Source organism: Hymenobacter humi (assembly GCF_042665855.1).
In the GTDB taxonomy this organism is placed as follows: Bacteria; Bacteroidota; Bacteroidia; order Cytophagales; family Hymenobacteraceae; genus Hymenobacter; species Hymenobacter humi.
On record NZ_JBHTEK010000001.1, the window covers coordinates 2,878,248 to 2,893,794 of the forward strand.

At 59.9% G+C, this 15,547-nt stretch carries 10 protein-coding genes and 5 pseudogenes; 7 read left to right on the forward strand and 8 right to left on the reverse strand.

Features of this window, described 5'->3' with window-relative positions; translation table 11 throughout:
- The first annotated feature begins 142 nt into the window (after positions 1-142).
- The 6 genes and pseudogenes from lepA (at position 143) to ACFQT0_RS16220 (ending at position 6,482) form a co-directional block, all read left to right on the forward strand.
- A pseudogene (gene lepA, locus ACFQT0_RS16195) lies at positions 143-1,930 on the forward strand (translation elongation factor 4).
- A gap of 152 nt (positions 1,931-2,082) precedes the next feature.
- On the forward strand, positions 2,083-2,994 hold the full coding sequence (locus tag ACFQT0_RS16200) for a bifunctional 5,10-methylenetetrahydrofolate dehydrogenase/5,10-methenyltetrahydrofolate cyclohydrolase (protein ID WP_380204287.1): 912 nt from the start codon (positions 2,083-2,085) through the stop codon (positions 2,992-2,994).
- Positions 2,995-3,195: 201 nt separating this feature from the next.
- Positions 3,196-3,778 (forward strand): annotated as a pseudogene (locus ACFQT0_RS16205) (7-carboxy-7-deazaguanine synthase QueE).
- Between the two features lie 71 nt (positions 3,779-3,849).
- On the forward strand, positions 3,850-4,344 hold the full coding sequence (locus tag ACFQT0_RS16210) for a hypothetical protein (RefSeq protein WP_380204288.1): 495 nt from the start codon (positions 3,850-3,852) through the stop codon (positions 4,342-4,344).
- Between the two features lie 970 nt (positions 4,345-5,314).
- Positions 5,315-5,764, forward strand: coding sequence for an OmpA family protein (locus ACFQT0_RS31695; RefSeq protein WP_449272092.1), 450 nt, complete (start codon positions 5,315-5,317; stop codon positions 5,762-5,764).
- Between the two features lie 439 nt (positions 5,765-6,203).
- Positions 6,204-6,482: a hypothetical protein gene (locus ACFQT0_RS16220; protein ID WP_380204289.1), complete on the forward strand. Its 279-nt coding sequence runs from the start codon at positions 6,204-6,206 to the stop codon at positions 6,480-6,482.
- Between the two features lie 83 nt (positions 6,483-6,565).
- On the opposite strand, the gene ACFQT0_RS16225 is transcribed toward ACFQT0_RS16220, so the two are convergent.
- The 6 genes and pseudogenes from ACFQT0_RS16225 to ACFQT0_RS16250 form a co-directional block, all read right to left on the reverse strand.
- The gene (locus ACFQT0_RS16225; protein ID WP_380204290.1) at positions 6,566-7,858 is read right to left on the reverse strand and encodes a citrate synthase; all 1,293 of its coding nucleotides are present in this window, start codon (positions 7,856-7,858) and stop codon (positions 6,566-6,568) included.
- Positions 7,859-8,005: 147 nt separating this feature from the next.
- A pseudogene (gene mnmE, locus ACFQT0_RS16230) lies at positions 8,006-9,428 on the reverse strand (tRNA uridine-5-carboxymethylaminomethyl(34) synthesis GTPase MnmE).
- 56 nt (positions 9,429-9,484) lie between these two features.
- Positions 9,485-10,146: pseudogene (locus tag ACFQT0_RS16235) on the reverse strand (metal-dependent transcriptional regulator).
- A gap of 165 nt (positions 10,147-10,311) precedes the next feature.
- Entirely contained in the window at positions 10,312-11,322 is a 1,011-nt protein-coding gene (locus tag ACFQT0_RS16240) for a 3-oxoacyl-ACP synthase III family protein (protein WP_380204291.1), read from the reverse strand.
- 111 nt (positions 11,323-11,433) lie between these two features.
- A complete protein-coding gene (locus tag ACFQT0_RS16245) occupies positions 11,434-12,348 on the reverse strand; it encodes a glycosyltransferase (protein WP_380204292.1) in 915 nt (304 codons plus the stop codon).
- A 41-nt stretch (positions 12,349-12,389) separates the two neighbouring features.
- Positions 12,390-12,617 (reverse strand): hypothetical protein, encoded by a 228-nt coding sequence (locus ACFQT0_RS16250; RefSeq protein ID WP_380204293.1) that lies wholly within the window; start codon positions 12,615-12,617, stop codon positions 12,390-12,392.
- 78 nt (positions 12,618-12,695) lie between these two features.
- Here ACFQT0_RS16250 and ACFQT0_RS16255 point away from each other — a divergent pair, with 78 nt between their 5' ends.
- Positions 12,696-13,517, forward strand: a complete 822-nt coding sequence (locus tag ACFQT0_RS16255; RefSeq protein WP_380204294.1) for a 2,3,4,5-tetrahydropyridine-2,6-dicarboxylate N-succinyltransferase — start codon at positions 12,696-12,698, stop codon at positions 13,515-13,517.
- 294 nt (positions 13,518-13,811) lie between these two features.
- On the opposite strand, the gene ACFQT0_RS16260 is transcribed toward ACFQT0_RS16255, so the two are convergent.
- Together ACFQT0_RS16260 and msrA are read right to left on the reverse strand one after the other, a co-directional pair.
- Positions 13,812-14,714 carry an isoaspartyl peptidase/L-asparaginase family protein gene (locus ACFQT0_RS16260; RefSeq protein WP_380206049.1) on the reverse strand — a complete coding sequence of 301 codons (903 nt, stop codon included), beginning with the start codon at positions 14,712-14,714 and terminating at the stop codon, positions 13,812-13,814.
- 230 nt (positions 14,715-14,944) lie between these two features.
- Positions 14,945-15,487: pseudogene (msrA, locus tag ACFQT0_RS16265) on the reverse strand (peptide-methionine (S)-S-oxide reductase MsrA).
- Between the last annotated feature and the right edge of the window lie 60 nt (positions 15,488-15,547).

Below are 15,547 nucleotides of genomic sequence, written 5' to 3' on the forward strand. Positions count from 1 at the left end.
AAATCGCGCAGAAAAAGGGGAATCAGCAAAACTAAGCACCTTAACTCAATTAAACCAGTTGGGCCTGAGGGTAGCCAAATGCCGCCCGGCTGGCTTTTGCGGCCCGTAGTTCGTACCTTCGCGGACTGAAAAACCGCCCTCTGTGAAGAATATCCGCAACTTTTGCATCATTGCCCACATCGACCACGGCAAAAGCACGCTGGCTGACCGCCTGCTTGAGTTTACCAGCACCGTGGCCAAGCGCGACATGCAGGCCCAGTGCTTGACAACATGGACCTGGAGCGCGAGCGCGGCATCACCATCAAGAGCCACGCCATCCAGATGCAGTTTCCCTACAAAGGGGAAATCTACACGCTGAACCTGATTGACACCCCCGGCCACGTCGACTTTAGCTACGAAGTGAGCCGTAGCATCGCCGCCTGCGAAGGCGCCCTGCTGATTGTGGATGCTTCCCAGGGCATCGAAGCCCAGACCATTTCCAACCTCTACCTCGCCATCGGGGCCGACCTGGAAATCATTCCGGTGCTCAACAAAATCGACCTTCCGCACGCCATGCCGGAGGAGGTGACCGACGAAATTGTGGACCTCATCGGCTGCAAGCCGGAGGACATCATTCACGCTTCGGGCAAGGCCGGCATCGGCATCGAAGCCATTCTGAACGCCATAGTGGAGCGCGTGCCCGCTCCGAAAGGCGACCCGGAAGCGCCGCTGCAGGCCCTGATTTTTGACTCGGTTTTCAACTCATACCGCGGCATCGAAGTCCTGTTCCGCATCAAGAACGGCACCATGCGCAAGGGCGACAAGGTGAAGTTCATGGCGACGGGCAAGGAGTACGGCGCCGACGAAATCGGCATTCTCGGCCTCAAACAGGAGCCCCGCCAGGAAATGAGCGCCGGCAACGTGGGCTACCTCATCTCGGGCATTAAAGAGGCCCGCGAAGTGAAGGTGGGCGATACCATCACCCACGTGAGCCGCCCCACGCCGGAAGCAATCCAGGGCTTTGCCGACGTGAAGCCCATGGTATTCGCCGGCATTTACCCCGTCGACACCACCGAGTACGAAGAGCTGCGCTCCAGCATGGAGAAACTTCAGCTCAACGATGCCTCGCTGGTGTGGGAACCCGAAACGTCGGTGGCACTGGGTTTTGGCTTCCGCTGCGGCTTCCTGGGCATGCTGCACATGGAAATTGTGCAGGAGCGTCTGGAGCGCGAGTTCAACATGACGGTCATCACCACGGTGCCCAGCGTGCAATTTCACGCTATCGGCACCAAGGACCAGCTGCTGACCATCAACGCGCCTTCCGAAATGCCGGAGCCCAACCTCATCAAATTGATTGAGGAGCCGTTCATTAAGGCCCAGATTATTACAGCAGCCGAATACGTGGGCCCCATCATCACGCTGTGCATGGACAAGCGCGGCATCATCAAGGGCCAGTCGTACCTGACTTCCGAGCGGGTTGAGCTGAGTTTTGAGCTGCCGCTGTCCGAAATCGTGTTCGACTTTTTCGACAAGCTCAAGACCATCAGCCGCGGCTACGCCTCGCTCGACTACGAGCCTGATTGGCTTCCGCGAAGCCGACATGGTGAAGCTCGACGTGATGCTCAACGGCGAAAAGGTGGATGCCCTCTCGGCCATCGTGCACCGCTCCAAGAGCTACGAGTGGGGGCGTCGCCTCTGCGAGAAGTTGCGCGAGCTGCTGCCCCGCCAAATGTTCGACATCGCCATTCAGGCGTCGATTGGCCAGAAAATCATCGCCCGCGAAACCGTGAAGGCCCTGCGCAAAAACGTAATTGCCAAGTGCTACGGCGGCGACATCAGCCGGAAGCGCAAGCTGCTGGAAAAGCAGAAGGAGGGCAAGAAACGCATGCGCTCCGTGGGCTCGGTAGAAATCCCGCAAGAAGCCTTCCTGGCAGTTTTGAAAATCGATTAATTTGAAAATGCGGCTTTCGGGCCGCATTTTTTTGCTGTCATGCTGACGAAGGAAGCATCTTATCACCGCTGCTTTCGTCAGATTTATTAACTTATTAGCGGCGTAGACGTGATAAGGTCCTTCGCTCCGCTCAGGATGACAAACGCATTTTTATGAGCCCAGTTCAAACCAACAACCTCATCGACGGCAAGCAAACCGCCGAGGACATCAAAGCCGAGATTGCCACCGAAGTGGCCGCCATGAAGGCCGCCGGTACCCGGGCGCCGCACTTGGCCGCCATCCTGGTGGGGCACGACGGCGGCTCCGAGACCTATGTGCGCAACAAGGTGCTCGCTTGCGAACGGGTGGGTTTTAGCTCAACGCTGCTCCGGTACGAGGACGATATCACCGAAGCCGCACTACTGGCTAAGGTGGACGAGCTGAACCGCGACCCTGAGATTGACGGCTTCATCGTGCAGCTGCCGATGCCGGCGCACATCAACCCGGAGAAGGTGATTGAAGCCATTCGGCCGGAGAAAGACGTGGACGGATTCCATCCCATGAACATCGGCCGCATGGTGGCGGGGCTGCCGGCTTTGCTGCCGGCTACTCCCTCGGGTATCGTGGAGCTGCTGAGCCGTCAGGGCATCAAAACCAGCGGCAAGCACGCCGTGGTAATTGGTCGTTCCAACATTGTAGGCACGCCAGTTAGTATTTTGTTAGCCAAGAATTTAGATACAGCCAACTGCACCGTTACTTTATGCCATTCGCGCACCGAGAACCTGGCCGAAATATGCCGGACGGCCGATATCGTGGTGGCAGCCATCGGCCGGCCTGAGTTTGTGACGGCCGACATGATTCGGCCCGGCGCCGTGGTGATTGACGTGGGCACGACCCGGGTGGCCGATGCCAATAAGAAAAGCGGATATTCTCTCAAAGGGGACGTGAATTTTGCCGAAGTAGCGCCGTTGGCGTCGGCCATTACACCGGTGCCCGGCGGCGTGGGTCCCATGACCATTGCGATGCTTTTGCTCAATACGCTGCGCGCCGCCAAGGGCGAGATATACCCGCATCCAGCCAGCTGATTTTTGGAATATTTGGTTAACCTATACCTAACCCGTACTTTTAAAGTCCGGTGATGGGAACGGTGTGTTCCTTTGCCAGCGTTCAGTATGCTTAGCTTTCTGACGCTTTTTGTTATGATTCCCGTGAGTATACTTTCCCTCGATATTATTGCACCGGCAGGTGCCGGTGCCGCGCCCGAAGCCGGCGTGATGCTCCCCGTAATGGAGCAGTTCTACACCATTCAGGGCGAGGGGTACAATACCGGCCGGGCAGCGTATTTTATTCGGCTGGGCGGCTGCGACGTGGGCTGCCACTGGTGCGACGTGAAGGAGTCGTGGGATGCCGACGCGCACCCGCGTCAGTCGGTGGCTCAACTGGTGGAAGCCGTGCTGGCCTACCCGGGCCGCGACGTGGTGATAACCGGCGGCGAGCCCCTGATGCACGAGCCTGGGCCCGCTCACGGCCGCGCTGCAGGCGGCGGGCTGCCGCACCTGGCTCGAAACCTCTGGAGCCCACCCGCTGACGGGCACCTGGGACTGGATATGCCTTTCGCCCAAAAAATTCAAGGCCCCGCTGCCCGAGGTGCTGGCCGCTGCCCACGAATTGAAGGTGGTCGTTTTTAATGGCCACGATTTTGCATGGGCCGAGGAGCATGCGGCGTTAGTACCCGCCAGCACGCGCCTTTACCTGCAACCCGAGTGGAGCCGAGCTGCCCGCATGACCCCCGAACTCGTGGACTATGTGAAGCAGCACCCGCGTTGGCAGGTTTCGCTGCAAACCCATAAATACCTCGACATCCCGTAGCCAATTCTATGCGTTGTATCTCAGTGTTGGGGGCGGTTCGCCTCGGAATGATGTTCCTGCTGTGGCTGCCGGTGTCCCAAGGGGCCTGGGGGCAACTTCCCGTCAAGGTTCAGACCCCTACCAATACCAAGGCGCGCAACCTGCTCGAGAAAGCGCAGCAACAAACCAAAGAGCGCGATTTCATCAAGGCCATCGAAACGCTCGGCCAGCTCAACGAGAAGTTTCCTTCCTTCGGGGAGCCCTACCTATTGAAAGGCTCGTTGCTGAAGGCCATCGGCGACAACCGCGGCGCCCTGGCGGCTTACCGCGACGGCCTCAGCAAGGTGCCCACCGAGGCCTCGCATGCCTCCGAATACCAGCCTGCTGGGCGACCTGGCGTTGAGCTACGGCGACTACCAGACCGCGCTCGACGCCTACAAGCAGCTGATGAAGGTGGCGCCGAAAACCCAAAAGAACCTGGCCAAATCGGAGCGCCAGATGCGGACGTGCGAGTTTGCGCTGGCGGCCATGAAGAACCCCGTGGGCGAGGCGCCGGTGGCGCTGCCCGCACCGCTGAACAGCTTTAAATTCCAGTATTTCCCGGCCCTTACGGCTGACAACCGCTTCCTGCTGTTTACGGGGCGCCCGGCGGCCAGCAGCGGCGAGGACTTGTTTGTGAGCCGCCAGAACAAGGACGGCTCGCTTGGCGCGCCGATTCCGATTTCGCCGGCCATCAACACCAGCTACAACGAGGGAGCAGGTTCTATTTCCGGCGACGGCAAAACCCTGGTTTTTGCGTCCTGCGACCGGCCCAAGGCCATTGGCAACTGCGACTTGTACATCTCGCGCCGCACCGGCAACAACTGGAGCGCCCCGGTGAACCTGGGCACCAACGTTAACTCCACCGAGTGGGACTCGCAGCCCACGCTCTCGGCCGATGGGCGCACGCTGTACTTCACCTCAACCCGCCGCGGCGGGCAGGGCCAGGAAGACATCTACGTGACCACCCTGCAGCCCAACGGCGCCTGGAGCCCGGCCAAAAACCTGGGCACGCCCGTGAACACCCCCGGCAAGGACATGGCCCCGTTCATCCACGCCAGCGGCACCACGCTTTACTACGTTACCGACGGATTGGTGGGAATGGGCGGGCTCGACGTCTTCCGCTGCGAGCAGACGGTGCCCGGCCGGTGGGGCGTGCCCAAGAATCTGGGCTACCCGTTGAACACGTTTGAGAACGAAGCCTCCCTATTCATCACCTCGGACAACCTGAAAGGGTTCTGCTCGCGTAGCCGCGTTTCGGACGAGCCCGCCGCAGGCTCGCGGCTGGTGCGCGAGCGGCCCGTGGAGCTGTTCAGCTTCGCGGTGCCGGCGCCGGTGAGGGCGCGTGAAAGCAGCACCTACACCCAAGGCCGGGTGTTCGACGCAATCACCAAGAAGCCGCTCAAAGCGGAGGTGAAGCTCTACGACATCGATACCGATTTGCTGACGCAGTTTGTGACTTCCGACCCCGAGTACGGCGACTATACCGTGGTGCTCAACGAGGGCCACCACTACGCCATGTACGCCGCGGCCGACAAGTACCTGCTCAAGAGCCTCAACTTTAACTATTCGGACCAGCACACCTTCGACCCGCTCACCCTGGATATTTATCTGGAGCCGGTGCGTTCGGGCCGCAGCGTGGTATTGAACAACTTGTTTTTCGATACCAATAAATACGACCTGAAATCGCAGTCGCGTACGGAGCTCAACCGCCTTATCGAGTTTCTGCAGCAGTACAAGGACGTGCAGATTGAAGTGTCGGGCTACACCGATAACGTGGGCACCCCGGAGTCCAACCTACAGTTGTCGGAGCGCCGCGCCGAGTCGGTGGTTAAGTACCTGTCCGGCCACGGCATCTCGCCCACTCGCCTCCGCTCCAAGGGCTACGGCGAGCGCCATCCGCTGGCGGCCAACGACTCCGAAGCGCATCGCCAGCTCAACCGCCGCATCGAACTGCACATACTTTAGGGAAATTCAGCCGGCCTTGAGCCGAACTGGAATGAGCGGAATCTGGCAGTTTCGCTCTTTTTAAAGTATCACTTTAAGAAAGTGAAAATATAATAGGATTCTGGTATCAAATTAATATGGCTTGCCCGTTGGCAAGCTTTTTTTGCCTAATTGTCGGGTTTTTCAGTTTCGGTTATTGAGTTATAAATGAGATGTTTATATGCTTTTAGGAAAATCTGTCGATTAAAAAAGTGCCAGAAAAAATATTTTTCGTTCAACAAAATATTGTGCCTACGTTTGGTCCGGTCAATCACTCACCGAATGGCTTTCTACTCATCTTTTCACAATAACCCCCCAACGCATGAAAACCCTGTTTCTCGCTGCCTGCCTTGCTGCTAGTGTTTGTACGGTTTCGACCGCGGTTGCCAAAGGTCCTGGCGATGGCGCTTACTCGCCAGCCATGATTAGCCGCGCTACTACGCTCACCCGGGCTCTGGCCAACCGCATCCACTTCAACGAGGCCCAGTACGTGGCCGTGAAGCAGCTGCACCTGAACATGCTCACGGAACGCCGCGACCTGGAAATCCTTCTCAACGGCGCCAGCGCCGAAGAGCGCGACTCTCAGCTCTCGTGGGCCCAGGAGCGCTACGAAAGCGAGCTGATGTACTTGCTCAAGCCCCAGCAGGCGGTAGCTTACCAGTCCCTCCGCACCAACTTTACCGCGCACCGCCTGAAATAGGGGAGGAAACCTACCCGGCCGGACACGAAAAAGCCCGCTCCATAGAGCGGGCTTTTTGTTTGGCTGCGGTCGAGGCAATAAACCTACGCGCGCTCGGTCATCGGAACGTAGTTGCGCTCGAGTTCGCCGGTATAAATCTGGCGGGGACGGCCGATGGGCTCCTTGTTCTCACGCATTTCCTTCCACTGGGCAATCCAGCCGGGCAGGCGGCCCAGGGCAAACATCACCGTGAACATCTCAGTGGGGATGCCCAAGGCTTTGTAGATGATGCCCGAGTAGAAGTCCACGTTCGGGTACAGCTTCCGCTCGATGAAGTACTGGTCGGTGAGGGCGGCTTGCTCCAGTTCCTGCGCGATTTTCAGCAGGGGGCTGTCCTGCAGGCCGAGGGCTTGCAGGACCTCGTCGGCCGCCTTCTTGATGATGGTGGCGCGGGGGTCGAAGTTCTTGTACACGCGGTGGCCGAAGCCCATGAGGCGGAACGAGTCGTTCTTGTCCTTGGCCTTGGCAATCCACTTGCTGGTGTCGCCGCCGTCGGCGTGAATGGACTCCAGCATCTCAACCACTTCCTGGTTGGCGCCGCCGTGCAGGGGGCCCCACAGGGCGTTGATGCCGGCCGAAACCGAGCCGTAGAGGCTGGCGTTGGCCGAGCCCACGAGGCGCACGGTGCTGGTGGAGCAGTTCTGCTCGTGGTCGGCGTGCAGGATGAGCAGCTTGTTGAGGGCGCTCACCACCACGGGGTTGATTTCATACTTCTCCGTGGGGAAGCTGAACATCATGTTGAGGAAGTTGGCGCAGTAGTCGAGGTCGTTGCTCGGGTAGTTGAGCGGGTGACCCATGTTGTTTTTGTAGGTCCAGGCCGCGATGGTGGGCATTTTGGCCAGCAGGCGGATGATGTTCAGCTCCATTTCCTCGTGGCTGAGGTCGGGCGACACGCTCTGGGGGTAGAAGCCGGTGAGCGCGCAGATGAGCGACGACAGGATGGCCATGGGGTGCGTGGCCGAGGGGAAGCCGTCGAAAATCTTCCGCATGTCCTCGTGCACCAGCGTGTGCTTGGTGATTTGGCCATTGAAATTTTTCAGCTCAGCCTCAGTAGGCAGGGCGCCGTAAATCAACAGGTAGGCTACTTCCAGAAAGCTCGACTTTTCGGCCAGCTGCTCGATGGGGTAGCCGCGGTAGCGGAGAATGCCTTCTTCGCCGTCGAGGAAAGTGATGGCGCTTTTGGTAGCACCGGTGTTCTTGTAGCCCGAATCGAGGGTGACGTAGCCGGTCTGGTCGCGCAGCTTGCCGATGTCAAATGCCTTTTCGTGTTCGGTGCCTTCAATGACGGGCAAGCTAATGGATTTGCCGTCGAGGATAAGTTCAGCAGATTCTGCCATGGGCGGGAGGAGTGAGGGAGAAATTTCAGTGCGAAACTAAGGCATAAGCCGTAAGCCGGGAAATTTTCCCGGCATTAGCACCGGCTTAAGTACAGGAGAACAAGGGCTGAGGTTCGATAATAAATGCAGGCAGGTGCCGGCATTCGCTTATTTGCCGATGCAGAACTGCGTGAAAATGCTGGTGAGCAGGTCTTCGGAAGAAATTTCGCCGGTAATCTCGCCCAGCGCCGCCAAGGCGTGGCGCAAGTCAGCCGCCAGTAGCTCCGTGCCCCGGCCCGTATCCAGACCCGCCTGCACGGCGGCCAGGTGCGCCGCGGCAGTTTCCAGCGCCCGGGCGTGGCGCACGTTGGTCACGATGGTGGCCGAAGCCGTGTTTTCCAGCGCCGAGCCGCGCACCTGGGCCAGCAGGGCCGCTTGCAGCCGTTCTACGCCTTCTTGCTGCCCGGCGGCGATGAGCACCAGGGGCGTGGCAGCTGCTGGCGGCTGCTGGGCCTGAAACTCGTGTTCAAACGCCGCCTGAGCCGCGGGACTGGATAAGTCGGTTTTGTTGCCCACCGCCATCACCGGCAGGTCGAGGCCGGTGGTTAGCTCAATTATTTCGGCCTGCACTTCGGCCGGAGTCAGCTCGGTCAGGTCGAAGAGGTAAAGCAGCAGGGCGGCCTGGCGCACGCGCTGGCGAGTGCGGCTCACGCCGATGGCTTCCACTTCATCGGCGGGGTTGTCGCGCAGGCCGGCCGTGTCCACAAACCGGAACCGCAGGCCATCGATGCTCACTTCGTCCTCGATGAAGTCGCGGGTAGTGCCTGGAATGGCCGATACAATGGCCCGCTCTTCGCGCAGCAGCGCGTTGAGCAGCGTGGACTTGCCCGCGTTGGGCCGCCCCGCAATCACCGCCGTGATGCCGTTCTTGATAACGTTGCCCAACTCAAACGAGCGCAGCAGGCCGGCTACCACGCCGCGCACTTCGGCAAGCAACTGGGCCAGCCCGGTGCGGTCGGCAAATTCCACGTCTTCTTCGCCGAAGTCCAGTTCCAGCTCCAGCAGAGCGGCAAACTTGATGAGGCGGGCCCGCAGGTCGCGCAGCTCCTGGGAGAAGCCGCCGCGCAGGCTGGTTCAGGGCCACGCGGTGGCTCAGGGCCGAGTCGGCAGCGATGAGGTCGGCCACGGCTTCGGCCTGGGCTAGGTCCATGGCGCCGTTGAGGAAGGCGCGCTTGGTGAACTCCCCGGCCTCGGCCAGGCGAGCGCCTTGGCGCAGGAGCAGGGCCAGCACTTGCCGCACAACGTAGTCGGACCCGTGGCAGCTGATTTCAACCACGTCTTCGCGGGTGAACGAGCGTGGGTTTCGGTACAAGGCCACCACCACCTCGTCCAGAATTTCTTGGCTGCTGGGGTCGCGCAGGGTGCCGTAGTGCAGGCTGTGCCCAGCGGCTTCGGCGAGGTTTTTCTTGGAGAAAACCGACGCCGTAATGGCAATGGCCGCCGGGCCGGAGAGGCGAATGACAGCCAAGGCCCCGGCGCCGGGTGGCGTGGACAACGCGACAATGGTGTCGGAAAATATTGTCTGGACCACGTGGTTCTCAGTTTAATTGAGCTGGTCGGATTTCGTAGATAAACCCGCCAGAAAGGCTATTCAGTGACAAACAAATTGCAGCTTACTTCGGCCGAAATCAATGCCGTCCGCTCTTTGTTTACTCTGATTTCAAACGAATTATCAAAGGCCACCTTATCGAGTACTTCAACCAGGGCGCCAAGCTGCAGCCCAACTTTATCGAGGTACTGCAGGAAGGGTGCGGTGGTGTTTTTGACGGCGGCCAAAGTGCCGCGCTCGCCCACGACGAGGTCGGCGAGCAGGCGGTGGGCTGGGCGGCGCATGGCCCCGTCTTCGGCCGGAATGGGGTCGCCGTGCGGGTCGAGAGCGGGGTGGCCCAGGAAGGCATCGAGGCGGCGCATGAGCAGGGGGACTGCACGTGCTCCAGCTCTTCGGCTACCTCGTGCACCTCGTCCCAATTGAAGCCCGCCTGCTGCACCAGGAACACCTCCCACAGCCGGTGCTTGCGGATGGTGAGCAGCGCCAGCCGCTGGCCTTCGGTGGTGAGCTGCACGCCACGGTACTTCTCGTAGTTCAGCAGGCCCTTTTCGGCCAGGCGGCGGAGCATGTCCGTTACCGAGGCGGCGCGGGTGTCCAGGGCCGCGGCGATGCGGTTGGTGCTCACCCCGGCCAGGTCGGGCTCGGCCTCAGCGAGCTTGTAGATGGCTTTGAGGTAATTTTCCTCGGTATGACTTGGCAATTTGGAGGGCGGCGTTTGAAGGGTGGTAGGATTCATGCAGACCGAGCCGGAGGCGTGGCAGCCCGGCGGCAGAATTCGGGCCACAGCCCAACCACTGCCGCTCGAACGCCGCAAGGGCTTAAAAAGCGTTGAAACGTAAACAGCTCAATCCTCAAAATCTATTCCCTAAAACTTGAGCAGCGCCGAAGCCCAGGTAAAGCCGCTACCAAACGCGGCCAGGCACACGAGGTCGCCGCGCTTGATTTTGCCTTCCTGCACGGCTTCGCTCAAGGCGATGGGCACCGAGGCGGCGGTGGTGTTGCCGTAGCGCTGGATGTTGCTGTACACCTTGTCGTCGGACAAGCCCATTTTCTGCTGCACGTACTGGGTGATGCGCAGGTTGGCCTGGTGCGGAATCAGCATGTCGATGTCGGACGACTGCAGGCCGTTCTGGTCGAGGGCTTCTTTGATGACCTGGGGGAAGCGCACCACCGCGTTTTTGAACACGTTCTGGCCGTTCATGTAGGGGTACATTTCCTGCGGATGGTCGAGCACGTACTGCAGCCGGTTTTCACGATTCGAGCCGGGCTCCTTCACGATGAGCTCCTCGGCGAACTCGCCCTGCGCGTGCAGGTGCGTGCTCAAAATGCCCTGGCCTTCCTGGGTGCTGGGGCGCAGCAGCACGGCGCCGGCGCCATCGCCAAAAATGACCGAAACGGTGCGGCCTTCGGGCGACTTGTCGAGTCCCGAGGAGTGAATTTCGGAGCCCACCACCAGCACATTGTCGTACATGCCGGTGCGGATAAACTGGTCGGCCACCGACAGAGCGTAGATGAAACCCGAGCACTGGTTGCGCACGTCGAGGGCGGGGGCGTTGTTGGTCATGCCCAATTCGCGCTGCAGGAGTACGCCCGAGCCGGGGAAGAAGTAGTCGGGCGAAAGGGTCGCAAACACAATCAGCTGCACGTCGTCGGGCGCAAGGCCAGCCATCTCCAGGGCTTTGCGGGAAGCGTTGGCGCCCATGTTGGCGGTGGTGTCTTTGCCTTCCTCAAACCAGCGCCGCTCCTGAATGCCGGTCCGCTCCTGAATCCAGGCGTCGGAGGTGTTCATCATCGGCTCAAGCTCAGCGTTTTTTACCACCCGGCTGGGCACGTAGTGGCCGACACCGGCAATGTAGGATTGACGTAAGGTTGCCATGGATGACGAAGAAAGGGAGTGGGAATTCGAGGTGAGTTGAACGCCGATGTAGCGCAGCCTATGTACGGACAAGCTGCGCGGTTGGCGCAAAATGGGGGCAAAGGTGGCAGGTTAAACGAGAGAATCCAGCAAAAGCCACAATTTTTTCCCCTCTTCAGCCCAAAGCACATCAGTGGGCACCCCCGCCGGATAAAAAACGCAGCGCTGCAGCTGCGCCACCAGCGCCGGTCCGTCGACGGGCTGGGCAAAGTCAAGCGCCAGGCCCGCGTGGTGCTTTTCGAGCAGCTCCTGCCACAGCGCGTTGGGCGAGGTGATGACCGGCAAGCCGTGGGCCAGGTATTCAAACAGCTTGGTGGGCCGGCAGCGCTCGGTGCTCGGGTGGGGCCGGTACGGCAGCAGGCCCACATGGCTTTGTTTGATTAATTCGATGATGTAGGAGTGGGGCACGAGCTCGGCGCCGCCAATAAGATTGAGCCAGGAAGGGTTCTGAGCTACTTTCTGTTCCAGCTCTGCCAGCAGGGCCGGCTGCTGGCAGAACCCGATAATGGTGAGCTGAGCGCCACCGGGCCAGGCTGTGCGCAACTGCTCCGTGAGGGCAATGGCCTCCCACACGCCGTTGATTTCCGAAATGGTGCCAGAATAGAGCAACCGTAGCGGCTGGCTAGCCGGTGGCAGGGCTTGCGGTTGGGCTGGCAACGATTCGCCGCTTGGCGGATGGTATTTGTTTTCCAGCACAACTACGCGGCTGGCGGGCAGTGCCGTGAGGTAAGGCAACTCATTGGCGTAGCTCGCTTCAGCCAGGATAAGGCCGGCCGCCCGACGCGCGGCTACCGACTCCACCCACCGCAGCCCCGCAGCCAGCCAGCGCCTGGTAAAGCCCTGGTACACGCGCTGGGTTGAAATATTGAGCGCGTAGTTTTCGCGGATATCATAAATGAATTTCCGTCCCGAGCCCCGCCGCTGCCAAAGCAAGGTGAGCGGCAGCAGCTCCGGGGCGTGTACTATCACCACATCGGGCTGCAGCACCTGCAGCAGCAGCCAATAGCGCCGCTGTGCTGCCAGCCGGTTCAGGCTGAGCCGGGAGCCCCAGAAAATATCGTGGTGGCAAACTCGGGGGAATCCTTTAACAGCTGGTCATCCACCACAGCGTCGATGGCTCTGCCGGCCACGTGAACCTGCGTTTGGGGCCGGCCAAGCAGGGTCTCGGCGAACTTGCCCCGCATGCGGGTATCGTCCACCGGTTTCAACACCGACGCCAGCAGCACCACGAAACGAGAAGAACCTGAGCCAAGCACGGCCCAAAGATGCTAGTTTTGCCGCTTCCAATGGCTGCTGGCATTTTCCGGCTGCTACCCAATGCTAATTTCCTCCCCATGTCCGAATACCAAAACCTGATTGAGCAAGCCTGGTCCGACCGCGCCCTGCTCCAAAATCCCGATACGCAGGCTGCCATCGCGCACGTCATCGAAGAGCTCGACAAAGGCCGCCTGCGCGTGGCCCAGCCCATGGCCGACGGCGAAGACTGGCAGGTGAACGACTGGGTGAAAAAGGCCGTTATCCTGTACTTCCCGCTGCAGCAGATGCAGACCCAGGCCGTGGGCCCGTTTGAGTATCACGACAAAATGCGCCTCAAAACCGACTACGCCGGCCAGCAGGTGCGCGTGGTGCCGCCCGCTACGGCCCGCTACGGCGCGTTTCTGGCCCCCGGCGTCATCCTCATGCCAAGCTACGTGAACATCGGCGCCTACGTGGGCGAGGGCACTATGGTGGACACCTGGGCCACGGTGGGCTCCTGTGCCCAAGTAGGCAAGGGCGTGCACCTGAGCGGCGGCGTGGGCCTCGGCGGCGTGCTCGAGCCGGTGCAGGCCGCCCCGGTCATTATCGAAGACGGCGCCTTCATCGGCTCGCGCAGCATCCTGGTGGAAGGCTGCCGCATCGGCAAAGAGGCCGTAATCGGGGCGGGCGTGACCATCACGGGCAGTACCAAAATCATCGACGTAACGGGTGATGAGCCCAAAGAATACCGCGGCTACGTGCCGCCGCGCTCGGTGGTCATTCCCGGCTCAATTCCCAAGCAATTCCCGGCCGGCGAATACCAGGTGCCCTGTGCCCTCATCATCGGCCAGCGAAAGCCCAGCACCGACCTGAAAACCAGCCTGAATGACGCCCTGCGCGACTTCGGCGTATCCGTCTAGACCACGGATGGACGCGGATTTTAGCGGATTTCACGGATTTTGTAGTCGATTCCGGATTGCACAGGAAAGGCCACTCGCTTGAGTGGCCTTTTTGGTTTCTCGCCATAACCAGCAGAACGTCATGCCGAGCGCAGCCGAGGCATCTCGCGTGCAGCAGTAATTAAGCTAGCCCAACGAAGCACGCAAGATGCCTCGGCTGCGCTCGGCATGACGCCCCTCTGTATTTCAGCTCAACCACATGTGCGGCTTCGCGCCGTCCACGAAATCCGTGAAATCCGCTAAAATCCGTGCTAATCAGTGATCCATCCAGATGTCTACAAAAGGCTCTTCTTCCTCCACGCGGAATGCCCGACGGAAGACGTTGGTGTTGGATTCGATGGCGATGTGGCCTTCGGGGTCGAGCGCGATGATGCCTCGGTCGCCTTGCAGTTTGTCGGCGTACATTTCCACGGCTTCGCGGGCGGCTTTTGAGATGGAGAGCTTCTTGTATTTGCGCAGGGCGTACACCTCGTGGGCGCAGGCGGCAAGCATGATGATTTCGCCATCGCCCGTGCACGAGGCCGCGCACACGTCGTTATTCGCGTAGGAGCCCCCGCCGTAGATGCAGCTGTCACCTACGCGCCCGCGCAGCTTGCCTTCAATGCCGCCGGTGGAGGTGGCCACGGCCAGGTTGCCGTGCTGGTCGAGGGCCACGGCGCCCACGGTGTCGTGGCCGGCTGGCTGCCTGGCTTCCTGCAGTATTTCCAGCCATTCCTCGCGCTGCTCGTCGGTTTTAAAGTAGCTCGGGTCCTGCAGCGTCAGGCCCTGGGAGAGGGCAAACTCGTGGGCCCCGTCGGCGGTGAGAAAGGTGTGCTTGCACTTCTGCATCACGAGGCGGGCCAGGGCCACGGGGTTTTTCACCAGCTTCAGGCCGCTCACCGCGCCGCCGCGCAGGGTCAGGCCATCCATGATGGACGATTCCGTTTCCACGTCGCCGTTGATGTTGAACATGCCGCCGCGGCCCGCATTGAACAGCGGGTTGTCTTCCATGCTCATCACCGAGGCTTCGACGGCATCGAGGGCGGTGCCGCCGCGGTTCAGGATTTCCCAGCCGGCCTGTAGCGCTTCTTCCAGGCCCCTTTTCAGGGCTTCTTCTTTTTGGGAGGAATGGTGGACGGGTCGGTGTTCACCGCTCCGCCGTGGATTAACATGACATATTTTCCCATGTGCGTAGTGCTTGTAGAAGTTATCAGTGGTGGGGCTTTCTACTTGGGCGCCTGCAAATGGTTAGGTTGAGCTTACTTGATTCCGGCCCTAATCTGTTGGGCTGTAATAGCTCAACCTGTAAAATATTTCGAAAGCGGCAATGGGTCCGGAATTTAAACAACGAGGCCGCTTCGCTAAATAGCGGAGTGGCCTCGTTGTTTAAAATCGAAAGCGGGAATTAATTAAATAAAGGCTTCCGCTTTTAATTTATCACCAAACAGCGCCTTCACCTTGTCGACTTTGGGGCGGGCCACAAATTGACAGTAGGGTTCGTGGCCGTGCTGGTTGTAGTAGTTCTGGTGGTAGTTCTCGGCAGGATAAAACTCCGGCGCGGCCGTTATTTCCGTCACCACGGGGTTGGGGAAGGCCTGGCCGTCGTTGAGCTTCTGCTTGTACTCTTCGGCCAGCCTGCTTTTGCTCGTCGTTGTAATAGTAAATAACGGAGCGGTATTGCGTGCCCGTGTCGTTGCCCTGGCGGTTGAGCGTGGTGGGGTCGTGGGTTTTCCAGAATATCTCCAGCAGCTCCTTGTAACTAATCACCGCCGGGTCGAAGGTGATATCAATTACTTCGGCGTGGCCGGTGAGGCCGCTGCACACTTCTTTATAAGTCGGGTTTTTATCCGGCCGCCAGCGTAGCCAGAAACCACTTTTTCCACGCCTTTTAAATTCTGAAATACGGCTTCGACGCACCAAAAGCAGCCGGCACCAAACAATGCATGTTCCATAAGTAAGTAGATTGATTATATGTGGTTACACCAACGCGCCAGGCGCGGTGCAGGTTATTT